This window comes from Moorella mulderi DSM 14980, from assembly GCF_001594015.1.
Lineage (GTDB): Bacteria > Bacillota > DSM-521 > Neomoorellales > Neomoorellaceae > Neomoorella > Neomoorella mulderi.
In genome coordinates, this window is sequence record NZ_LTBC01000019.1 from 1 (window position 1) to 20,720 (window position 20,720).

A 20,720-nucleotide genomic window follows, 5' to 3' on the forward strand; every position below is an offset into this window, starting at 1 on the left:
TGTTGAACACTATCGGTTCGGAGACCAATGAAGTAGTGCATACTTCAGAGGAAGTCAGCAAGCAGGTAGTCGCACAGCTGGAGAATGTAGAAAATACGGTCAAGGCCTTTGACGACATACTCGAATCAGTGGCTGCCATTACACCCATGATTGAAGCAACTTACCGCGAGGTAGACAGCACGGTGAAAGCCAAGGATGTATTACTGGACCGGGTCCAGAGCGTCAGCGCGGTGTCGGAGGAGGCTTCAGCTTCGGCCGAGGAGATTTCCGCGTCAGCCGAGGAACTGTCGGCCTCCACCCAGGAGATAGCCACCAGCGCCCAGCAGGTATTGGAGGTGGCCAAGCGGCTGGAGCAACAGGTAGCGCGCTTCAAGGTGTAAGTGCCGCACTTGCCGGGACGCCCCCTTCTTGCTGCTGCTAGCGAAAGGGTTATAACAAAAGCACTGGCTGACAACCCTTTATCGGTTCTACCTTGTTGCATTCATCTGGCTGACCAGGTTCGCCTGAGTTTCTAAACTCAGGCTGATGTTGGCGGAGAGGGCGTATTGTTACCTATCTGATGCCAGCCCAACAAAATAAAAACTTCGCGATGGCGAAATCATAACAAAAAGGAATATAAAATATAAAGGAAAATCAAGAAGCATCAAGAACATATAGTTTAACAATTTGATTGAGAAGGAGTTGATTCTCTTGAGTGAAGCTTACCGGGAAATGTGGCGTGCACTGGACATGGATTTAGAAAAACATGACGTTTTTCTAGGGGGCCTGCCGGGAGCCTTCAGCGAGGTGTTTTTGCAGCAGGAAAACCGGCCGGCCAGGATGGCCTATTTTGATAATGCTTTAGCCGAAGCTCATGGCGGCAGGATCAAGGAAATCCTGGACCAAAAAAAGGCCGGGCGGCCGGTGGCCGGCACCTTTTGCGTCTTTGTGCCCGAAGAACTTATCTTCGCCGTGGACGGTATCAGCATTGGCCTCTGCGGCGGGGCCCAGTTTACCGTTCCCACCGGCGAACAGGTACTGCCCCGCAACCTGTGCCCGCTGATTAAGTCCTTAATGGGCTTTAAATTGGACCGGATCTGCCCCTACTTCCAAGCCGTCGACTTCCTCATCGGCGAGACTACCTGTGACGGCAAAAAGAAGACCTGGGAAATCCTCAATGAATACGTGCCGACTTACGTCATGGAGTTGCCCCAGAAGAAAACGGAGGCCGATCTAACCCTCTGGGAAGGAGAGATTAACCGCCTCAAGGAAGAGATCGAGCGGCGGTCCGGCCAGGCCATCACGGCAGAAAAACTGGCGGCAGGAATTAAAAAGGCTAACGCCCGCCGGGCGGCATTGGCGCGCCTGTACCGGGCCCGCCAGGCCGACCCGGCTCCCATCAGCGGCAAAGACGCCCTGCTGATCTCCCAGCTTGCTTTCTTTGATGACCCGGAACGCTTTACGGCACAGGTAAACAGCCTTTGCGACGAACTGGAAGAACGCATCGCCAGGGGAGAGGGCGTGGCCAGGAAAGGGGCGCCGCGCCTCCTGGTCACGGGTACGCCCATGGCCCTGCCTTACTGGAAGTTACACCACCTGGTAGAGACGGCCGGGGCGGTAATCATAGCCGAAGAAACCTGTACCGGAACCAGGTATTTTGCCGGCCAGGTGGCGGAAGACGGCCTGACGGTAGAAGAACAGGTTAAAAACCTCGCCCGGCGGCTGACGGCCATCAACTGCGCCTGCTTCACACCCAACAAAGAACGGGTGGAAGATATCCTGCGCCTGGCACGGGAGGCCAAAGCTGACGGAGTGATCTATTTCTCCTTGCAGTTCTGCCAGCCCTTTAGCGTCGAAGGCCGGCTGGTGGAAAAGGCCCTCCAGGAGGCGGGGCTGCCGGTACTACGCCTTGAGAGCGACTACAGCGAGGAAGACGCAGCCCAGCTAAAAACGCGGATTGATGCTTTTCTGGAAATGATTACAGCATGATAACAGCAACGGCCTGGGTATTTACCACCTGACCGGCCAGGCCGGTAAGCTACAGGAAGGAGTTCCTGTAGCAGCCATCGAACAGCCGGGCCATTTTTTTGCTGTTCAGAAGCCTCCAAGGGAGGAATTTTTAAACCAGTGACGAATATAACTAACGGGTAAATTACCTGGCAGGTAGCCAGGGTAAAAAGAGAACCATGGAGGTTCTTCGCCAGCGCGGAGCTGCTTCCATGGTTTTTTGTTTGCCAGGAATAGGCTCCGGGCCAGAACTGCATTTCGAAATTTTGGGAGGTAGATATTATGTTTTTCTCAAGAACCATGAGTCGTTTCATGGCCAAGATCGTTTTGCTATTCCTTTTGCTATTTGTTGCTACTGGTTGTAATTCCCGGCAGTCGAGTAATAAGCTCAAGGTAGTAACCGGCACCTCTCTTTTGATGACTGCTGTGCAGGAAGTAGGTAAGGACAAGGTGGAAGTAAAGAATATTATCCCGCCAGCCTCCTGCCCTGGACACTTCGACATCAAGCCTTCCGATGTAGCTGTACTTAGCCAGGCCCGGGTTTTCCTGATGCATGACTGGCAGGGCAAACTTTTTACCAAAGAATTAGTGGCTTCCGCCAATAATCCCCAGTTAGAAGTAGTCCCGGTGGCAGTAAAGGGTAACTGGATGGCACCACCGGTATGGCAGCAGGCGTTACAGGCAGTAGCCAGTATACTCGCAGAGAAGGACCCGGCTAATAAAGACTACTATAAGGCTAAGGCCCAGGAAGCTGTTGACCAGGCAGCCAGGGTGGGACAAGAAACGCAGGCCCGCCTGCAGGCAGCGGGTACGGGAAAGTTGAAAGTACTCTGCTCCGACCAGCAAGAGGGCTTTGTTCGCTGGGCCGGTTTCCAGGTTATAGGTACTTATGGCCGTCCGGAAGAACTTACACCGCAGCGAGTAAAGGAACTGGTAGATAAGGGCCGGCAGGCAGGTGTGCAATTAATAATTGATAATCTCCAGAGCGGGCCGGATGCCGGCGCCGGCATGGCTAAGGAACTGGGAATACCCAGGGTTACTATTTCCAACTTTCCCGGCGGCCTCCCTGGAACAGATAAATGGGACCAGGCTTTACAAAAAAACGTCGAATTGCTGCTGGCGGCCCTCCCCAAATAGGGAAGAAAAGCAATGGTACCAGTAGTTATTAAAATTAAAAAAGCAGTAGTATCTTATCGTGAAGATGTGGCGCTGCGTGGCGTATCGCTAGAAGTTAAAGCAGGGGAACTAATAGGGATCATTGGTCCCAATGGGGCCGGGAAAACGACACTGCTAACCCTGGTCAATGGCCTGGGACATTTGCTCCAGGGAGAAGTGTGGGTGCTGGGCCATAACCTGGCACGTGGCTGCCCGGCGGCCCTACGCAGTAAAATCGGCTACGTCCCCCAGTTGCCGGCCATCGATCCCCGGATGCCGGTAACGGCAAGGGAAGTAGTCATGATGGGGCGTTACGGACGGCTGGGCTTTTTCCGCCGGCCGGGACCCGGCGATTGGCAGGTAGTAGACCGCATGCTGGAGCTGGTAGGTATGACAGCTTTGGCCGGGCGTCCCATCGGCCATCTTTCCGGCGGCGAACAGCAGCGGGTAGCCATCGCCCGCGCCCTGGCCCAGGAACCGTCAATTCTTCTGCTGGATGAACCCACCGCTTCCCTCGACCGGCGGGCGCAGCAGCAAATATTACAGCTGGTACAACGTATTCACCAGGAACGCAAGTTAACTACTTTAATGGTTACGCATTCCCTGGCGGGGTTGACTGAATTGTGCGACCGCCTGGTGCTCATGAAAAAAGGGCGTATCTGGAAAACAGGAAACCCGGAAGAGCTACTTCAGGACAGGGTGCTGGAGCAGCTATTTTAACTTGTTTGAAAATAGCAACCGCCATTATCATCCTCTAATAAAGCCGCCTGCCGGCCTGGGTGTTTCAAATTAATTTTAGGAAGAAGCTAGAAATGTCTATTTTAAGCTACAAATTTATGCAGGAGGCCTTGCTGGCCGGCCTGCTGGCCGGCGTAGCCTGCTCCTTGATCGGCGTTTTTGTCGTTACTATGCACCTTTCTTTTATTGGGGTATCCCTTTCCCATGCCGCCTTTGCCGGGGCCCTCTTTGCTACCTGGCTGGGCTTTGAACCATTGCTGGGAGCCATACTCTTCAGCTTGGCCGGGGCGGCTGCCATCGGACCCCTGGCCGACCGGGGCGAATTTAACCCCGATACGCCCATCGGCATTATATTTTCCATAACTATGGGCCTGGCTTTCCTTTTTATGGGCCTGCTGCCCGGTCCCAAAACCCAGGCCTTAGAACTCCTGTGGGGCAGTATCCTGACGGTCACGACAGCGGATCTCTGGCTACTGGCCGTCGTGACGATCATAGTTACCGGGCTGGTCGTCATGTTTTTTAAAGAGATCCAGGCGGTTATCTTTCACCGGGAAATGGCCCGGGCGGTAGGCATACCTGCCGACGCCATCTTTTACAGTATCCTTTTTCTTACCGGTGCTACTGTAACCGCTTCCTTGCGCAGCATTGGCGGCCTGTTAATTTTTAATCTGATTTTAAATCCGGCAGCCGCTGCTTACCAGCTCACCTATAGCTTGAAATACATGTTTTTCCTGGCGGCGCTTTTTGGTGTCCTTTCCTGCTGGGCCGGGCTTGGTGTTTCATATATCCTGGATGTTCCCAGCGGGGCGGCGATAGTCCTTACTTCGGCGGTTATTTTTGTCCTGGCAACAATTTTCTCCCCGAAACGCAAGGTAAAACAGTGGCAAGAAAATGAGTGATTGCGGGTTAAACAATATGCGAGCGCAGGAGGGAGTTATATGCTTACCCACCGCGAGTATTTTAACAGCAAGGCTGATATTTGGGACAGCCTGTGTGCGCCGGAAGAAAAAGCCAAGCTGGAAACAATTATTAGAGGATTGAACATTGCTCCCGGCAGCACGGTGTTAGATGTGGGTTGCGGCACAGGGATATTAATTCCCTATTTACTGGCTGCCGTAGGCCCTGCTGGCCGGATAGTGGCCCTGGATATAGCCGAGGCCATGCTGGAACGGGCGCAAAGTAAAGGGTTCCCCGCTAATGTGGAGTTCATTTGCGCCGACGTTGTTTCCATACCCTATCCGGATGCTACTTTCGACGAGGTCATCTGCAACTCGGCTTTCCCCCATTTTCCTCATAAACTTAAGGCCTTAAAAGAGATGACCCGGGTGTTGAAACCAGGCGGGCGGGTGGTTATCTGTCATACGAAAGCAAGGGAAACCATAAATAATTTGCATAGATCCCTGGGGGGCGTTATAGCCGGGGACCAGATCCCGCCGGGCAGCGAAATGATGGGTATGCTGGTAGCTGCCGGGTTAACGGAAATAGAGATTGACGAGGGTCATGATTATTACCTGGCATCTGGGGTCAAGGCGAGGTATCAGTAATCGCCAAACTACCAGCAGGATTTTGCTGTACGGTTCAGAGAACTTTTAGAGTTTGTTTAAAAGGTCTCTGAACCATTTTTTTATTTTTAAAGCCCTGTTTTGTTTCATAGGTATAACAAAAAGTCATACAAAATATGAAGGAATATCCTTTCGGCGGATAGAAATGGATGTTAAGCGGAGGTGTTTTAAATAAATGAATAGGGTTTTTTCGCCAAAGAACTTCATGATTATGACAGGGTTTGTTGGCGGAGCCCTGGCAGCCTTTATGACCTACCTTGGCAATCCCGCCAATATGGGCATTTGTATCGCCTGTTTCTACCGGGACATTGCCGGCGCCCTGGGTCTGCACCGGGCAGCGATAGTCCAGTATTTGCGGCCGGAAATTATGGGGATCGCTTTAGGGGCCTTCCTGTCCGCTCTTGTTTTCGGTGAATTCCGGGCCCGCGGTGGCTCGGCACCCCTGGTACGGTTCTTTTTGGGCGCCTTTTTCATGATAGGTGCCCTGGTGTTTTTAGGATGCCCGGTAAGGGCTGTATTGCGCCTTGCCGGCGGTGACTTGAACGCTGTCGCCGGCTTGGCGGGGGTAGTGGCAGGTGCTTTGATGGGTATTTATTTTCTCAAGCGAGGTTTCAACTTGGGCCGCTGGCAATCTACCTATACAGCGGCCGGCTGGTTGATGCCGCTCTTCATGCTGGGGTTGCTCCTCCTTGCTATTGCCAGGCCCTCATTTATTTTCTTCAGCAAGGAAGGCCCCGGCGCTGCCCATGCCCTGTTGGGAGTTTCCCTGGCAGCAGGTTTAATTATCGGTTTTTTAGCCCAGAGAACCAGGATGTGTTTTGTCGGCGGCTGGCGTGATCTTTTCCTGGTAAAGGATACCTACCTCTTCAGTGGCATCGCGGCCTTTTTTGCGGGGGCTCTAGTAGTTAACGCCATCCTTGGTAAAATTAACATCGGTTTTGCGGGCCAGCCCGTGGCCCATACAAATCAATTATGGAATTTTTTAGGAATGACCCTGGCCGGACTTACCGCTACCTTGCTGGGCGGCTGTCCCTTGCGGCAAACAGTTCTCGCCGGTGAAGGTGACACCGACGCAGGAGTGGCTATAATGGGCATGCTGGCAGGGGCTGCCTTTGCCCACAATTTCCAAATCGCCTCCAGCCCCCAGGGCCCCGGCCCCTACGGCCCCACAGCCGTAATAATAGGTCTGGTTTTCGCCGCCGGCGTCGGTTTCATTATGCGGGAGAGGCTAGATTAACGTAATAAGCGGGGGAATGCCAAATGGTTTTAAGCTGGCTGAAAAAAAGCTTAGAGGCCCGCGCCGGAACTGCTGTCGCAAGGGGTTTGGTGATTTTCACTACGGTGGAAGAAGCTATGAAAGCCGAAAAGGTGTTGAAAAAAGCCGGCTTCGACTGCAAACTGGTAGCGCCCCCGCCCGATATGCGCAAAGGCTGCGACCTGGCCCTGGAAATCGACCTGGTCGAGCAAACGGCAGTAGCCAGGACCCTTACCGGCAGGGTGTCCTTCATGGGTATTTATCCCTGCAAGGGCGAGATGGAACCCCTGCAGGTAGAAAAAGTAACCCGGTTTGCCGAGCACGTTATGATAAAGTCAGGTAATATGAAACTTGTTTTTGATATAAAGACAGGTGTGATAGTTAATATTTCCGGTGGAGGGTGTCCCGATATCCCCTATCTTTATACCAGGCTGGTGGGCACCCACCTGGCTGCAGCCCCCCGGCCAAGGGACGAAGGCCGTACCCTGTGCGCCCTGATGCTCGACCGCGCCCTGGAAAAGGCTTTAGAAATTTGGAAAGGGGTAGCGCCCAATTGATGCTTATTGCCGGGACCGTCCCAGTAACAGACATGCCCCTAATCTTTGGCCGGGTGGAAAAGGAAGGGAAAAAACTTCGGGTCGACGGCCATTATTTGCCCTGTACCCAGGGGACAATGGCCATGGTAAGTGCGGCTCTAGCTACTACCTGTCACCTTGGGCTGGAACCGCCCCGGGTACTGCTGGCAGGCGATATTGGCACAGGAAAAGGAAGCAGGTTGATTTACCAGTATCTAATAGAACATATAGAGGAGCTGGCGCCCAGGGTTTTAGCTCTCCATTATTGTCTACCCATCGTTACGTTAATGCAAAAGCTCTATACCGCAGTAGAAAAATGCCGCCCCCGGCCGGTGCTAATTGCCGATGCCGGCTCCATGTACGCGGCAAAGGCAGCAGGTGTAGCGCCCCACTTTGATATTTTCACCCCGGACCCCAGTGAAATTGCTTTCCTGGCCGACCCGGAAGCCGTCCACCCAGCTTATATCAGCCGCCATCTGTTCGAGGATGCCTTCGCCCGCGTACCCGAACTAATTAAACACGCTTATGCTAACGGGGGTGCGGCCAAATGCCTCCTGGTTAAAGGAGCTGTCGATTATATAGTAAAAGATGGAGTTATCGTTGATGAGATTAAAGAGCCGGATGTTCCCCAAATGGAGTGCATAGGCGGCACGGGCGATACCATCACCGGTATGGTCACTGCTTTCGCTTATGCTGAACTGGAACTGGAACAGGCGGCAAGCATCAGCGCTAAAGCCAACCGGGCAGCAGGCCAGAGGGCAAACCCGACGCCTGCCACCAGTGTTGCTGAAATCATCGACCAGTTGCCAGTCGTTTTCAGGGAAAATCTCTGCAGCTGGAGCGGTATTTGTACCAGGTAACATCAGGATAAAAGGAGGAGATGTTTTTATGGTGGAAGTTGATGTGCGTGGGCTTTCCTGTCCCATACCTGTAGTAAAGACGAAAAAGGCCATGGAACAAAATCCGGGCCAAACCCTGGCAGTATTGACTGATAATGAAACCTCCAGAGAAAATGTATCCCGGCTGGCAGAAAACCGGGGTTATCAGGTCCAGGTGGAAAAGGTGGCCGGTGGCTACCGGCTATTGTTGACCCCCAATAAAAGCTAAATTGGCTTACTTCATATGAAACCCCTGGTAGAATAGTCGCCAGGGGTAATTTTTATGCAATTTCTTCCTCGTTTGACGATGATCCTCCCACATACGGGAAAAGAAGGCGCGCAGGTGGTGACGACGAAACTGGAGGGCTTCCTGCCCGGGACGTGGAGTTACGGGATTGTAAGTACACGTTCAGAACCTCCTTAAAAAAGAATTTTGCTACAGACTGGCAGTGGGCCTTATCTAACGCGGTGCTCGAAGCACAACCCTTCTATGAACCGCAGCCTGCAAATCTTATCCGGGGAAGGTGGCTCTTTCGCAAGCAGTCGAACTGCCAGGAGATGAAATCCTTTCCCCGGAAAGCTTTACTAAAATTTTTGCCAACCTGGGTGAGTATTCCTGCTCCCTAGGTTAAGTTTAACAGATACTTTGGGCCGGCCCTGGAAAAAGCCCATAGTGAGATTAGGCCTTTTTGGGAGATTTTTGATGGAAACCAGCAGGAAAATCAAGTAACGTGTCGAATAGGCATAATATGCTATTAACCTTTTAGAGAGGGGCTGTATATGATGAAAAGATTTCCAGGCACTAAAAGAACATTAGTTCAAATAGGGGGGGGTACAATTACGATAGCTGCCATTTAGTGAAAACAATCCCCCCGACTTCCTCCTTGTCTTTTTCCTTCTTTTCCTTTGCCTCGCCCGAGGCAAAACCATTCTTTCCTTCCATATTAATTTCCCTAACACCAATAGCAAATTTACCTTCCCCGGGTATCCTACGCTCAAGGCAAACCTGTCGAAAGGCAGGGACGTAAAGCCATGGGTTTTTAAGCCCCTTTTTGGGGGTATAATCGCCGGGCAGCGGCAGGCTTCTTGCCTTTTAGCTGGTAGCTTTACCCGCTACTATGGGCAATAAGCTTTTGAAAGAAAGCTCCTGAAGGCAGCTTGCTTCAACCTGAGTGCATGGTTGGAAGTAGTCATCGAATGGTGGCCGGCTTTAAGCAACCCAGGCTTCTTATTTGTTGGGCGGTCTTATTTGTTGAGTGCATACCTGCCAGTGGGTGCTACGCCCTACATCCCATAGGTGAAATGCCGAGCAGAGGTAGCAAGGGTAGTGACTGCACATCACGAGTTCACGAGAAATCGCGCAGCGCTATTTGCTTGAGGGAGGAATAAAGATTGGTTGATGGTCCATTAACTCAGGAAGAGATCGAAGAACTAGTGGCTCTGATCAAAGAGGGCAAAGTTCTGACACCCGCCGAGCTGGCTACGCTGGAAGGAGAAGCTGGTGATAGCGATTCTTTGCAGGAGAAAATGGCTGATCGTTTTCCCAATAAGCTGGGTGCTGCCCAAATGTTAAAGGGCAGTTAAATTGGACCCTATAAGGGAAGGAGGTGAGCAGTATGAAGAAGTGGGGGTTATTGGGCGCCTCCGTAATCCTCACTGCGGGCATTATCTTGTTCTTCTTCCAGGACAGCGAGGTAGGGGCAGCTACGGGAGGCGTCACCGCACAGGCCAAAGTGAACCCCAATATTTCGGTAAGCGTCAACGTCTCTAGCATATTGCTCGAAGGGATCCCGGGTTCCACAGTTACCAGCGCCAGCCCCGTAGTGGTCAACGTCAAGTCCAACGTGAACTACAACTTGAGCGTCAAGGCGACCCAGGACCTTACGGATGCCAGTGTGAGCCCAGCCTTGACCCTCCCTATAAGCCGCTTGAGCTGGGCCCCGGCAGGAACAGGAACGTGGACAGCCTTTAGCCTGACGGACACAAGCATCGCTACCAATGAACCCAAGACCCTTGGAAGAGGGAAAGACTATAGTTTCGATTACCAGTTTGCCATTGACCCTAATGATGCAATAGGTACCTATACCACAGATATTATCTATACGGCCGTGGCCTACTAGTCCATGCAACTGGCGCGCAGGGATTTCTATTTTGTCAGAGGGGAAAGCCGAGAAGGGAGAGGCAACAGTCCTGCGGGCAGAAGCCTGAGCTTTTGCGGCTTAACTCCTCTGCCAAGGCAATGGGGAACGTCCGGCTGTTGTGGCGGGTGGTGGGACGGAGGGCTGGCGTTGAAGAACCTGGAACGGAAAGCGTTTTTCTTTTTTCTTCTCAGCTTATTTTTCGGGCTACTGTTCACTCCAACGGCCTATGCGGAAGTAAGGCTGGGGCTTACGCCGGCCAAGGTAGAGTTGTCTTTGGCCGGAGGTGAAGGTAGCAGTGGAGAAATAACCGTGGTCAACGAAGGCAATGAGCCTTTGGAAGTAAGCTTCTACATTCGTGACTATCACTTTGCAAACGACGGCAAGATCGTTTTTGCCGAGGGTCAGGAAAAGAGGTGGTCGGCCAGTAAGTGGCTTGAAGTGGGACAAGTATCCGGCCACATTTACCCGGGAGCAAGTACCAGGCTTCCCTACCGGATACGCGTGCCACTAGATGCTGAGCCCGGCAGCCACTGGGCGGTCATCTTCGCCGAAGGCAGGGCGATAGGGAACAATACGCGCACCTCGCCCCTGGGGGTCCGGGTGGGGGCAGTGGTGCTGATTACTGTTCCCGGCGATGTGATTGCCAAGGGAGAAATACTCGACTTCCGCGTCCCTGCAGTTGGCTATAAGAAGGTTCCCGTCACCTTCAAGTTCCGCAACAGCGGCAATGTCCATATTAACCTGCGCCCCCAGCTAGAGGTATTCCATAAGGGTCAGGTTATTAACCGGACGCAGATGGACGAGGTTGTTTCTTACCCGCAAACCGTGCGGGAGGTAAAGGGCTATGTGCAGCTTGGGAATATCTGGGGACTGCACGAGGCCGTGCTGAAAATCGAACAGGAGGGGGGTACTATGGTTTACCGGGCTCCATTTCTTTTGCTTCCCTGGCCGTGGATCCTGGGCAGCCTTATTCTTCTCGCTTATCTTTTGGTCTGGCTTATCATGGGCAGGAGAAGGAGAAAGGCCGGCCCGAGACTTAACGAATACCCGGATCCCGGCGAACTGGCCGTGGGGAGAGAAGCGGCCGCGGTCCGCCAAGCCCTGCGCATAAGCGAGGCCCTCCCGTTGCCAGCGCAGCAGCCTTCCTCCCGGTCCAGGCGGGCTGATTTTACCAAGACGCTCAATATCTTGACGGAAACCGTCGAACAGTTAAGGCAGGAAAACGCCCTGCTAAGGCGCAATCTGGAAGATCTCACCAGCCAGGCGAGCAGCGAACGCTGGGAAAAGGTGGTGGCAGAAAGCCTCATTGACGCACAGACGGAAATTGAAAACGTCCGGGCTAAAGCCGCGGCCAGCATAGAGAGGGCCAACCGTGAGGCCCACAAGCAGATGGCCGAGATCGAAAACCGGTTTAGAGAAAAGTTCAAGGTATTGCTCAATGATTACAAGGCCACGCTCTCGGAAGTAGAGAGGTTTTTGGACAGGCTTGGTAGTGCGGGAGGAGCAGTAGATGAGGGCGGAGACAGTTAGTCCTTTCATTGACGAGATGGTGAAGGTTTTCCAAGAGGAACTGGCCATAACCTGCCAAAAGAAAAGCGTTTCCCTCCAGAATGTCCCGGTGACCTGGCATGAGGTAAATGTGCTTATAGACATCAGGGGTGCGGCGGAAGCGGCGGTTATTTACAGTATGGAGGAAGATACGGCCTGTGCCCTGGCAGGGGCCTTTCATAAAGATAAGTCCTTCCAGGGCTATTGCTACGAAGTAGAAGATTCAGTCAAGGAGTTATTTAACATTGTCAGCGGGCAAGCCCTGAAAATACTGGAGAATAAAGGTTTGGCCTGCACACTGCCGGGACCGCCGTCCGTCATTATGGGGCGCCTGCACGCCGTCCCTGTGGTAAGCCGTCCCCTGTTAGCGGTAATCTTGGATACTACTGTTGGCTTGGTCCGGGTGAGCGTGTCAATGGTGGATAAGGCTGGCTGATAAGCTGTTTCCCTTCGTACTTTCTGCTTACCCCCATGATCGTGGCACAATAGTAATCATTAGGAAGGGGATCGTGTTGTCGAGCGTTAGTGCCTACGTGGAGGCCGATGAGAAGGAGCCACTGGTACATAGCGGAACGCCGGTAGATTTTGAAGCCATATATTCTCATTACCTTAACCTGCTATACTGGATGACACACCGTTTCTGCAGCCCTAGATCATCGGACTTTGAAGATTACCTTCAGGAAGCCGCTATTGCTCTGTGGGAAGCAACGCAGAGCTATGATCCCCATAAAAGTAGCGCCGTGACCTTTGTGGCTAACTGCGTGCGGTGCAGGCTAATAAACTATTTGAAGGCCGAGAGGCGCCGGCAGCCCACCATCTCCCTTGATGCCCAGCCGGATGATGCGAACGGGCTATATGAAAGGTTAGGCCTTCCCAGCGCCAACGTGGAGGCCATAGTTATCGGGAGAGAAGAACGGAAAAACCTGATTGATAGCCTTACCCAATTAGAAAGGAATTGCGCCCTTTTATTTGCATGGGGCTTCTCCTACGCTGAAATAGCCAGGGTTTTGGGCATAACCACGAAATCCGTGGATAATGCCCTGCGTCGGGTACGGCTAAAGGGATGCCGCCTTTACTCCTCTAAATAAATTCCGGGGAGGGAGAAAGGATAAATTGGAGACGAGTGTTTGACGCCCTGGAGGCGTATGACCGATTTAATGTACCGCCAGTAATTAAATCCAGCCACACCCTGATCCCTGTCAGAGCGATTACAGAAGGTTTGGGAGCAACTGTTAACTGGGATGAGGCAACCATTGCCGTGACCATAACCAAAAATGGAGTTACCGTAGTACTTATCCTTGGCAGCACGGAAGTAACTGTTAATGGGGCAAAAATGAATTTAGATGTTCCGGCTCTATTAATTAGCAACCGCACTTTTGTGCCCTTGAGGTTCTTAAGTGCAGCGCCAATTCCAACGACCTCCTCAATACCTGCCGCTTAAAGCGGCAATAAAACCCCTGCCTTTTTAGGGTAGGGGTTTTTATGTGCGCCTGGCATGAGCGTTAACTAGGTGGTGAAAGTCCACTGCAGGCAAGGCAGCACCAGCCTGCTAGCCAAAGGCAAGGGTGTATATCACAAGAAAGGATCAGAATGAGGTCGGAGATAAAGCCCTAGCTCGAGGAACAAAGCCATATAACAGGGTTAAACTGCTTTACAGGAAGAATAGAAGTACTCTTGAAGGAAACGGGGAGATAGAAGGGGGCGGGGGATGCCATCGCTTCAAACAGGGCCTTAGTTATGATAAAATACCTTTAGGGGATGAGTACAGATGGCTAACTACTTGAGAAAAGGCCTTATAATTTTATTTCTTCTGTCGCTTTGCCTGACGCTGCTGCCTATAGCCCTCGCTGACACTTCTGGTGCCCCGCGGGTGGTGTACTTGCTGCGAGTGGAAGGCCCCATCGTGCCGGTGGTAGCGGATTATGTGGAGGAAGGGATACGGACGGCTGAAGAGAGAGAGGCTTGCTGTGTACTCCTGGAACTTAGCACACCCGGCGGCCTGTACAGCACTACGCAAGAGATAGTAGAGAGCATATTGAACTCCAGAGTACCTGTGATAGTATATGTTTCGCCGGCGGGAGCCTGGGCTGGTTCAGCGGGGACTTTTATCACCATCTCCGCCCATGTGGCAGCCATGGCGCCGGGCAGCAGGATAGGGGCCGCCCATCCCGTGTCCGTCAGCGGGGAGGGTGAACTGTCCGACGTGCAGAAACAGAAGATTACCCAGGATGCAGCGGCCTGGGTGCGGAGCATTGCCCAGATGCGGGGTCGTGACCCATTGCAGGCGGAGATGGCGGTGCTAGAGAGCAAGTCCTTTAGCGACGGCGAGGCTATGAAAGCTAAGTTGATAGACCTGGGGGCTACTAGCAGGGAGGAGCTTTTGCAGCAGCTTCATGGAAGGAAGGTTACTTTGATAGATGGGAGGGAGGTTGAGCTTCAGTTAGCAGGTGCCCCGGTTAAACTCGTAGCTATGAGCCAGGTTCAGCGCCTGCTTTTTAAAATCAGCGAGCCCAATATTGCCTATCTCCTCATGACGGTTGGTAGCTTAGGCTTGCTGATAGAACTATACCACCCGGGAGCTATTTTTCCGGGGGTGGCCGGCGGCATAAGCTTGTTGCTAGGGCTTTACGCATTGGGCAGTCTGGATGCGCAGTTCGGCGGGGTGCTCCTCATGCTTTTGGGCCTGTGCCTGCTGGCTGCGGAGGCTTTTGTAGTGAGCCACGGCCTGCTGGCCGGGGGAGGATTGGTGTCGTTTATCCTGGGGTCCCTCATGCTTTTTAGCGGCGGGCCGCCGGCCCTGCGGCTTAGCCTCAGTCTGGTGGGAGTGACGGCCTTCAGTCAGGCCGCATTTGTGGCCTTTCTCCTGGGGGCCGTGGTCAAAGCCCAGCGGCGCCGTGCGGTTACAGGCCAGGAAAGCCTCCAGGGTGCCATTGGGGTAGCATTAACCGACCTCAAGCCGGAAGGAATAATTAGAGTGGAAGGGGAGAGGTGGAAAGCGGAAAGCCTAGAACCATTGGAAGCGGGCCAAAAGGTGGTAATAATAAGCGTAGAAGGATTGAAATTAAAGGTGAAGAGAGTATAAAGCTTACAGAAAGGTGGGATATAGCTATGGAGAATTTTATTTCCCTCATTGCTCTAGTCATAATTATCATTAGCCTTGTTTCCTCATCCATCCGGGTGGTGCAGGAGTATGAAAGGGGAGTTATTTTTCGCCTGGGCCGTTATGTAGGGGTGAGGGGGCCCGGTCTTTTCTTCTTGATACCATTCATCGAGCGCATGCAGAAGGTGGACCTGCGGACCGTGACCATGGATGTGCCGGCCCAGGAGGCCATAACCAAGGATAACGTCACGGTAAAGGTAAATGCGGTGGCGTATTTTCGGGTAATTGAACCGGCCAACGCCGTGATCAAGGTCCTGGATCATGTTCGCGCTACTTCCCAGCTAGCCCAGACCACCTTGCGGAGCGTCCTGGGCCAGTCAGACCTGGACGAACTTCTGGCCCACCGGGAACAGATCAACCAGCGCCTGCAGCAGATTATAGATGAAGGAACGGAGCCCTGGGGAGTAAAGGTGAGCCTTGTAGAGATACGTGATGTGGAGTTACCCCAGAGTATGCAACGGGCTATGGCAGCCCAAGCTGAGGCGGAAAGGGAACGGCGGGCGAAGATTATCCACGCAGACGGGGAATTCCAGGCGGCTGCAAAGCTAGCCGAAGCGGCCCGGATTATTTCTGCTCAGCCGGCTTCTCTCCAGCTGCGGTATCTGCAGACTCTGACGGAGATTGCTTCCGATAAAAGTAATATTCTGGTGTTCCCGGTGCCTATAGATTTGTTTAAGGCATTTTCGGAGCGCTTGACCAGCAAATAGGGGATTATTCTTCTTAAAAACCATGCATGGCAGACCCCGCCACTATCGGCAGGAATCCGTTCTTTGACGCTAAACGAAGGTAATCCTATAGAAAAGCCCACCTTCATAGAATAAGGTGGGCCTATCTTTAACCTGCAGCAGACAAAAATCACTGCTCCAGTTGTTTTTTCAGCGCGTTTATCTCTTCCGGGGCAAGCCCAGTCGACCACGTAAAGCAGCAGCCGGAAAGGTATCAGGTAATCTACCGTTGACTGCAGCTCCAGCAGGACGTAAAAGATGACGTTTTATCCTTCGTTTTAAGCCGGTAAACGATATCGGCTTCTTTCTCGCTGAAATCCTGGAGGACGTAGGATTTGTTCACCAGGATAAGGTCGTTTGCGTCAATGGCCTCCACCCATTCTTCCCGGACGAAGGTCTTCAGCAGCTCCAGGAATACCCTTTTGTCGGCCAGGAGCTGCCGGTAACCCTTGTCGTAAGCCGCAGGCCTGCCTTTCCGGCCGGACCTTCTCCACAGCCTTGACTAGGGCCTCTTTACCGGCCAGCCAGATAAAATCTTCAGCCCGTAGTTGGGGTGGTACCCGGCGGGCGCTGGTCAGATAAATATCCAGGTCCGCCAGGCAGGCCGGTTTGTTTTCCTCACGGTCCAGGATCAGGGCATAGTAGCGGCAGCCCTGGCAGGTGGCCGTGGCCCGACCTTTGAGCCCCGGCAGCATCAACCGGTGGCCTTCATACAAAGCGTTAGCCCCGCGCATAGAGGACACCTGCCCCCGTCAGGGATACTGCCCGGTAGATAACCCTTTCCCCATAGCGATTTTTCAACCGGTCGCAGGCCCGGTCCAGCCGGGCCTGTTTTTCCACCCGGCCGAAAAGGTCTTCCTGGCGTGCCGCTGACGGCACCAGGCCGGCCAGGCTCATCCCCACCAGCCGCACCGGCCGCCCGGACGGCCAGTGGCGGCGAAGAAGCTGCCGGGCCGCCACGTAAATATCGGCAGCCGTATCGGTGTAATGGGGCAGGGTGTAAGAACGTCCCAGCCAGTTAAACTCGGCGTCTTTAAGGCTGATGCTCACCGTGCGGCCCAGGTAATTTCCCATACGCGCCCGCCGGGCCACCAGTTCGGAAAGCTCCAGTAAAATTACTTCAATCTCCTCATAACTATAGTAGTCCCGTGGCAGGGTGATCTGGTGGCCGACGGATTTAACTCTATCCAGAGAGTGCGGGTCCACCGGGCTGTAGTCGATACCATTAGCGCATTGGTGTAAAATCTGCCCCACCACGCCGAAGCGCCTGACCAGTGCCTCGACAGGAAAGCGGGCTAGATCGCCTATGGTATAAATACCCAGTTTGGCCAGGTGAGCCTCCATCCGGGGCCCGACACCGAAAAGCTCCTTCACCGGCAGGGGCCACATCTTTTTAGGGACATCCGAGTAGTCGAGGACCGTCAGGCCGTCGGGCTTCTGCATCTCGGCCGCCATTTTGGCCAATAGCTTGGTAGGCCCCAGGCCGACACTGGTGGTAATGCCGACCTCGGTTTTAATCCTTTTTTTAAGCCGTCGAGCGATTGTTAAAGGTGAGCCGAAAAGATTTTCACAACCTCTAACGTCCAGCCAGGCTTCGTCGATGGAGAAGGGCTCCACCAGGGGAGTAAAGTCCCGCATGATGCGTAAAATGCGGGTGGAAAACTCGATGTACAGGTCATGGCGGGGAGGGATGAAAATACCATCCGGGCAAAGGCTCTTTGCCTCCCGGACGGTCATCCCGGTTTTAATACCGTAACCCCTTTTGGCTTCATAGCTGGCCGCCAGGACAATGCCGTGGCGGGTGCTTTCCCGGCCAGCGACGATGACCGGGCGCCCGCGTAAAGCTGGATCCAGGGCTTGGTGGACGGAAGCGAAAAAGCTGTTAGCGTCGCAGAGAAGAATAGTGCAAGAGGGAGACATTTATTCTCACCGCTGGAACAAATGTTTGGGTATATTATAACTCCGGCGGCGGGGAGGAAGCAAGAGGGGAAAGTAAATAATCTTTTTGGTAAAGATAGCAGGATTTCCCGCAGAGAAAAAGAAATAATAAATCAATCAAAAGGTGATAGAAAGAAAATAATGGTCACTCAATCAAAGGGCGAGAGTTTTGGTAAAATCGACTTTGTAGGAAGGTGTGCGGTATGATCAATCTAGGGATTGTTGGGGCGGGCAAAGGTGGTACAGCAATTTTCAAAGCAACATATGGATTGCCGGAAGTGTGTATTACTGGGATTGCTGATATAGACGAAAACGCACCGGGAATTAAGCTGGCTAAAGAAAAAGGAATCAAAACTTTTTACGATTGTATAGAGCTGCTGCAAGACCCGCATTTAGATTTAGTGATCGAAGCGACGGGAAATCCTAAAGTTCAGGAGAAATTGTACGCTTATAAACAAGAGCAAACAGTGATCATTGATGCCCATGCCGCCCGATTGATGATGACTATCGTCAATGCTAAGGAAGATATGGTAAAAAAACTACATGCCCAAGCACAGGAATTAGCTGCTACGGCGGAGGAATTGAGCAGTATTCTCAAAGAAATCGGAGGGGCAGCCAAAGAGCTTGCCGCCGGGGCTAAGGAGCTTACTACCCGAGGAAACAGCTTAAACGAATCTGCAAGCAGTGCTAGTAGTCATGTCCAAAATATAGGCGACGTTCTTAGCTTTATCAAAAAAGTAGCCACTCAGACCAACCTTTTAGGTCTGAACGCGGCTATTGAAGCAGCTAGAGCAGGAGAACAGGGGCGCGGCTTCGCTGTTGTCGCCGGAGAAGTTCGTAAATTAGCTGAGGACAGTGCACGAGCTGTTGAACAGATCAGCAAGATTTTGCAAAACATCGAGGAATCGGTAGGGGAGATCAGCGAGGAAATAGTGGTAACCACCCGGGTTACTGAACGCCAGGCGGGCGCAACTCAGCAGATTGTGAAACGAATCGAGCAATTGGAACAGGCGGTGGAAAATCTCAGGAAAGTAGCAAGGCAGTTGGCAACCCTGAGCTGACGGGAATGGTAGACAAGGAAGGCTTTGCTTCTGCTCAGGGATACCAAAACCAACTTCTCACGATTGGTAGGAAGATTTTATCATAGTAGGCCCTGGCATATAACCTGTGTCCTGGTAAGGAGAAATTCCCAGAACTACCGGCAGGAATCTGCCCTCTTACAGCGAATACTATTTATAAAGAACATATGCAGGTATCTTTTATCCTCCGAGCCATCCTGGCCTAAAGGAGCAACCCATGGCAGGCTGGCCTGGACCGCTGGTCCACGGGGTATACCGGGAAACGGGTATGCCTTCCAGGTATTGAAAAGGAGGGGGTTAGCTATAAGAGAGAGCAATGGCTTTTTCCTTTAAACCCCGCTCCGCCGTGGAGACGGGGTTTTTAATTTGTTGCTGATTAGCCAGGAAAGGGGATAGCTTTAGATGCAATTCATAGAAGGTATACGAGAAAAATTTATCCAACTGGTAGAAGACAGGCACCTGAGCGGTGAGGAAGAAATTCAGGTGGTCAGCGCCCGGCCCCTCACGTCTGAAGAAGCCATCGGCCGGCCGGAACGCCAGGACTTCCCTCTCTTGAAAGGTAAAGAAGTGATGCTCCAGGCCACTTTTGCCGGCGCGGTGGGGCAGGCGTATACCGATATGCCGGGGAATTACCAGGGCACCCTGAAGGAAGTCCTGGCCCTGCCGTTACGTAACAACTACGAGCGGGCCATATTTATAGCCACCTTGAATGCCGTTATGCGGCACCTAAAGCTGGTAGATAAGACCATCCACTGCCGCGATCAAGAACCGGGTCTGTGCGCCGCCCGCCTGGTAGAATACGTCCGGGAGCGTTTCGGCAACCCCCGGATTGCCTTTATCGGCCTGCAGCCGGCCATGGTGGCCAGCCTGGCCAGTAATTTCCCGATCCGGGTAACCGACCTGGACCCGGATAATGTCGGGCAGCGCAAAGGCGGGGTTATGATAGAAGACGCCCAGCATACAGAAGAAATTATCGACTGGAGTGATCTGGTTTTGGCTACCGGTACGACGGCGGTAAATGACACCCTGGCAGCGATAGTGGGCCGGAAACCGGTTGTCTTTTACGGGGTAACCATCAGCGGCATTGCCCGCCTGGCCGGCTACGAGCAGTATTGTTCTTTTGGGCACTGATTGTTGAAATGTGGGAGGAAATACAGTGAGGCTTGCAAAATCCGTCACGTTATTATTGGGCTTACTATTATTTGGGTTGCTGGTGCTTGCCGGCTGCGGTAAAAGCCAGGGCCAGGCGGAAGGAAATAATAAGGCGGACAACGCGGCTGGACGCTCCCTTTTAGTCTATAGCGGCGCCGGCCTCAAAAAACCGGTCGAGGAAATCGGTGCCGCTTTTCAAGCCAAAGCCGGGATAAAGGTTACCTATACCTTTGGCGGCGCGGCCCAGCTCAACAACCAGATCCTGTTAACCGGGCAGGGAGACGTCTACCTGCCGGGGGATATAGCGGAATTAAAGCTTGTTAAAGAAAAAAACCTGGTAGCATGGGAAAAGAATGTTGTTTATCACATCCCGGTGCTGGCTGTTCCAAAGGGTAATCCTGCCGGCATCCACAAATTAGCCGATCTGGGGCGGCCGGGAGTGAAAGTAGCCCTGGGTGATCCCCAGGCAAATCCTATCGGCAAGCTGGCCGACCAGCTCCTGCAAAAGCACGGCCTTCTGGAGGCAGTCAATAAAAATGTGGTGGTCAGGACGCCGACGGCAAACGAGCTGGTGGTATATTTAAGCACCAAACAGGCCGACGCCGCTATAATTTGGGAGGAAAATTACCAGGGGGCAAAAGAAAAGATCGATCTGCTCCCTGTACCCGAACTAAAGGATTACGTCAAAACAGTACCTGTGGCAGTGCTGAATTGTTCTAAAGAAAAAGAGATGGCCCAACAGCTGGCTGAATTTTTCTCTTCGCCGGCAGCCTACCAGATCTGGCAAAAATGGGGTTACAAGCCGGTTAAGCCTTAAGGTTGCAGGGG

The 20,720-nt window shown here is 52.8% G+C and carries 23 protein-coding genes, 2 pseudogenes and 2 riboswitches; of the genes and pseudogenes, 22 read left to right on the plus strand and 3 right to left on the minus strand.

Features of this window, described 5'->3' with window-relative positions:
• From MOMUL_RS13785 to MOMUL_RS13870, 18 genes and pseudogenes are all read left to right on the plus strand, one after another.
• Positions 1–380, plus strand: a pseudogene (locus tag MOMUL_RS13785) (methyl-accepting chemotaxis protein); the annotation flags it as partial.
• Between the two features lie 331 nt (positions 381–711).
• Complete coding sequence (locus MOMUL_RS13790; RefSeq protein ID WP_062285845.1) at positions 712–1,968, plus strand: double-cubane-cluster-containing anaerobic reductase; 1,257 nt, start codon at positions 712–714, stop codon at positions 1,966–1,968.
• 300 nt (positions 1,969–2,268) lie between these two features.
• A complete protein-coding gene (locus tag MOMUL_RS13795; protein ID WP_064774446.1) occupies positions 2,269–3,123 on the plus strand; it encodes a metal ABC transporter substrate-binding protein in 855 nt (284 codons plus the stop codon).
• Positions 3,124–3,135: 12 nt separating this feature from the next.
• Positions 3,136–3,861 carry a metal ABC transporter ATP-binding protein gene (locus tag MOMUL_RS13800; RefSeq protein ID WP_062285751.1) on the plus strand — a complete coding sequence of 242 codons (726 nt, stop codon included), beginning with the start codon at positions 3,136–3,138 and terminating at the stop codon, positions 3,859–3,861.
• A gap of 92 nt (positions 3,862–3,953) precedes the next feature.
• Entirely contained in the window at positions 3,954–4,778 is an 825-nt protein-coding gene (locus MOMUL_RS13805; protein WP_062285753.1) for a metal ABC transporter permease, read from the plus strand.
• Positions 4,779–4,817: 39 nt separating this feature from the next.
• Positions 4,818–5,423 (plus strand): class I SAM-dependent methyltransferase, encoded by a 606-nt coding sequence (locus MOMUL_RS13810; protein WP_062285755.1) that lies wholly within the window; start codon positions 4,818–4,820, stop codon positions 5,421–5,423.
• A gap of 193 nt (positions 5,424–5,616) precedes the next feature.
• A complete protein-coding gene (gene yedE, locus MOMUL_RS13815) occupies positions 5,617–6,678 on the plus strand; it encodes a YedE family putative selenium transporter (protein ID WP_062285757.1) in 1,062 nt (353 codons plus the stop codon).
• Between the two features lie 23 nt (positions 6,679–6,701).
• The gene (locus MOMUL_RS13820) at positions 6,702–7,253 is read left to right on the plus strand and encodes a putative Se/S carrier protein (RefSeq protein WP_062285758.1); all 552 of its coding nucleotides are present in this window, start codon (positions 6,702–6,704) and stop codon (positions 7,251–7,253) included.
• Positions 7,253–8,131 (plus strand): NAD(P)H-hydrate dehydratase, encoded by an 879-nt coding sequence (locus MOMUL_RS13825; protein ID WP_062285761.1) that lies wholly within the window; start codon positions 7,253–7,255, stop codon positions 8,129–8,131. Before MOMUL_RS13820 ends, MOMUL_RS13825 begins: the two co-directional genes overlap by 1 nt.
• A 28-nt stretch (positions 8,132–8,159) precedes the next feature.
• Positions 8,160–8,378 (plus strand): sulfurtransferase TusA family protein, encoded by a 219-nt coding sequence (locus MOMUL_RS13830; protein ID WP_062285763.1) that lies wholly within the window; start codon positions 8,160–8,162, stop codon positions 8,376–8,378.
• A gap of 760 nt (positions 8,379–9,138) precedes the next feature.
• Positions 9,139–9,229: riboswitch (cyclic di-GMP riboswitch) on the plus strand.
• Between the two features lie 312 nt (positions 9,230–9,541).
• Complete coding sequence (locus MOMUL_RS13835) at positions 9,542–9,733, plus strand: hypothetical protein (RefSeq protein ID WP_062285765.1); 192 nt, start codon at positions 9,542–9,544, stop codon at positions 9,731–9,733.
• A 32-nt stretch (positions 9,734–9,765) separates the two neighbouring features.
• Entirely contained in the window at positions 9,766–10,269 is a 504-nt protein-coding gene (locus MOMUL_RS13840) for a hypothetical protein (RefSeq protein WP_062285767.1), read from the plus strand.
• Positions 10,270–10,437: 168 nt separating this feature from the next.
• Positions 10,438–11,820 carry a hypothetical protein gene (locus tag MOMUL_RS13845; protein ID WP_062285770.1) on the plus strand — a complete coding sequence of 461 codons (1,383 nt, stop codon included), beginning with the start codon at positions 10,438–10,440 and terminating at the stop codon, positions 11,818–11,820.
• The gene (locus MOMUL_RS13850; RefSeq protein WP_062285772.1) at positions 11,801–12,274 is read left to right on the plus strand and encodes a chemotaxis protein CheX; all 474 of its coding nucleotides are present in this window, start codon (positions 11,801–11,803) and stop codon (positions 12,272–12,274) included. Before MOMUL_RS13845 ends, MOMUL_RS13850 begins: the two co-directional genes overlap by 20 nt.
• 76 nt (positions 12,275–12,350) lie before the next feature.
• Positions 12,351–12,926 (plus strand): sigma-70 family RNA polymerase sigma factor, encoded by a 576-nt coding sequence (locus MOMUL_RS13855; RefSeq protein WP_153018421.1) that lies wholly within the window; start codon positions 12,351–12,353, stop codon positions 12,924–12,926.
• Between the two features lie 35 nt (positions 12,927–12,961).
• Complete coding sequence (locus MOMUL_RS13860) at positions 12,962–13,279, plus strand: copper amine oxidase N-terminal domain-containing protein (RefSeq protein WP_062285776.1); 318 nt, start codon at positions 12,962–12,964, stop codon at positions 13,277–13,279.
• 327 nt (positions 13,280–13,606) lie between these two features.
• Complete coding sequence (locus MOMUL_RS13865; RefSeq protein WP_062285777.1) at positions 13,607–14,920, plus strand: NfeD family protein; 1,314 nt, start codon at positions 13,607–13,609, stop codon at positions 14,918–14,920.
• Between the two features lie 26 nt (positions 14,921–14,946).
• A complete protein-coding gene (locus tag MOMUL_RS13870; protein ID WP_062285779.1) occupies positions 14,947–15,705 on the plus strand; it encodes a slipin family protein in 759 nt (252 codons plus the stop codon).
• 200 nt (positions 15,706–15,905) lie between these two features.
• On the opposite strand, the pseudogene MOMUL_RS15915 reads toward MOMUL_RS13870, so the two are convergent.
• The 3 genes and pseudogenes from MOMUL_RS15915 to dinB form a co-directional block, all read right to left on the minus strand.
• A pseudogene (locus MOMUL_RS15915) lies at positions 15,906–16,156 on the minus strand (Rpn family recombination-promoting nuclease/putative transposase); the annotation flags it as partial.
• Positions 16,086–16,457, minus strand: coding sequence for a hypothetical protein (locus MOMUL_RS17685; protein WP_062285781.1), 372 nt, complete (start codon positions 16,455–16,457; stop codon positions 16,086–16,088). The gene MOMUL_RS17685 and the pseudogene MOMUL_RS15915, both read right to left, overlap by 71 nt.
• Positions 16,444–17,643 (minus strand): DNA polymerase IV, encoded by a 1,200-nt coding sequence (dinB, locus tag MOMUL_RS13880; RefSeq protein ID WP_062285784.1) that lies wholly within the window; start codon positions 17,641–17,643, stop codon positions 16,444–16,446. The genes MOMUL_RS17685 and dinB overlap by 14 nt, the downstream gene beginning before the upstream one ends.
• A gap of 21 nt (positions 17,644–17,664) precedes the next feature.
• Between dinB and MOMUL_RS16740 the strand changes: the two genes are divergently transcribed.
• From MOMUL_RS16740 to modA, 4 genes are all read left to right on the plus strand, one after another.
• A complete protein-coding gene (locus MOMUL_RS16740; protein ID WP_062285786.1) occupies positions 17,665–17,868 on the plus strand; it encodes a hypothetical protein in 204 nt (67 codons plus the stop codon).
• The gene (locus MOMUL_RS17690; RefSeq protein WP_062285788.1) at positions 17,865–18,722 is read left to right on the plus strand and encodes a methyl-accepting chemotaxis protein; all 858 of its coding nucleotides are present in this window, start codon (positions 17,865–17,867) and stop codon (positions 18,720–18,722) included. The genes MOMUL_RS16740 and MOMUL_RS17690 overlap by 4 nt, the downstream gene beginning before the upstream one ends.
• Positions 18,723–18,913: 191 nt before the next feature.
• Positions 18,914–19,049: riboswitch (molybdenum cofactor riboswitch) on the plus strand.
• 93 nt (positions 19,050–19,142) lie between these two features.
• Positions 19,143–19,871: a Rossmann-like domain-containing protein gene (locus tag MOMUL_RS13895; protein WP_062285791.1), complete on the plus strand. Its 729-nt coding sequence runs from the start codon at positions 19,143–19,145 to the stop codon at positions 19,869–19,871.
• A 25-nt stretch (positions 19,872–19,896) separates the two neighbouring features.
• Positions 19,897–20,709, plus strand: coding sequence for a molybdate ABC transporter substrate-binding protein (gene modA / locus MOMUL_RS13900; RefSeq protein WP_062285792.1), 813 nt, complete (start codon positions 19,897–19,899; stop codon positions 20,707–20,709).
• The last annotated feature ends 11 nt before the right edge of the window (positions 20,710–20,720 follow it).

Coding starts and splice junctions, on each gene's coding strand:
- MOMUL_RS16740 (WP_062285786.1), top strand. CDS start 17,665: ATGTTTGGGTATATTATAACTCCGGCGGCGGGGAGGAAGCAAGAGGGG.
- MOMUL_RS13790 (WP_062285845.1), top strand. CDS start 712: ATGTGGCGTGCACTGGACATGGATTTAGAAAAACATGACGTTTTTCTA.
- MOMUL_RS13830 (WP_062285763.1), top strand. CDS start 8,160: ATGGTGGAAGTTGATGTGCGTGGGCTTTCCTGTCCCATACCTGTAGTA.
- MOMUL_RS13800 (WP_062285751.1), top strand. CDS start 3,136: ATGGTACCAGTAGTTATTAAAATTAAAAAAGCAGTAGTATCTTATCGT.
- MOMUL_RS13825 (WP_062285761.1), top strand. CDS start 7,253: ATGCTTATTGCCGGGACCGTCCCAGTAACAGACATGCCCCTAATCTTT.
- MOMUL_RS13805 (WP_062285753.1), top strand. CDS start 3,954: ATGTCTATTTTAAGCTACAAATTTATGCAGGAGGCCTTGCTGGCCGGC.
- MOMUL_RS13850 (WP_062285772.1), top strand. CDS start 11,801: ATGAGGGCGGAGACAGTTAGTCCTTTCATTGACGAGATGGTGAAGGTT.
- dinB (WP_062285784.1), bottom strand. CDS start 17,643: ATGTCTCCCTCTTGCACTATTCTTCTCTGCGACGCTAACAGCTTTTTC.
- MOMUL_RS17690 (WP_062285788.1), top strand. CDS start 17,865: ATGATCAATCTAGGGATTGTTGGGGCGGGCAAAGGTGGTACAGCAATT.
- MOMUL_RS13795 (WP_064774446.1), top strand. CDS start 2,269: ATGTTTTTCTCAAGAACCATGAGTCGTTTCATGGCCAAGATCGTTTTG.
- MOMUL_RS13865 (WP_062285777.1), top strand. CDS start 13,607: ATGGCTAACTACTTGAGAAAAGGCCTTATAATTTTATTTCTTCTGTCG.
- MOMUL_RS17685 (WP_062285781.1), bottom strand. CDS start 16,457: ATGCGCGGGGCTAACGCTTTGTATGAAGGCCACCGGTTGATGCTGCCG.
- MOMUL_RS13840 (WP_062285767.1), top strand. CDS start 9,766: ATGAAGAAGTGGGGGTTATTGGGCGCCTCCGTAATCCTCACTGCGGGC.
- yedE (WP_062285757.1), top strand. CDS start 5,617: ATGAATAGGGTTTTTTCGCCAAAGAACTTCATGATTATGACAGGGTTT.
- MOMUL_RS13870 (WP_062285779.1), top strand. CDS start 14,947: ATGGAGAATTTTATTTCCCTCATTGCTCTAGTCATAATTATCATTAGC.
- MOMUL_RS13895 (WP_062285791.1), top strand. CDS start 19,143: ATGCAATTCATAGAAGGTATACGAGAAAAATTTATCCAACTGGTAGAA.
- MOMUL_RS13810 (WP_062285755.1), top strand. CDS start 4,818: ATGCTTACCCACCGCGAGTATTTTAACAGCAAGGCTGATATTTGGGAC.
- MOMUL_RS13820 (WP_062285758.1), top strand. CDS start 6,702: ATGGTTTTAAGCTGGCTGAAAAAAAGCTTAGAGGCCCGCGCCGGAACT.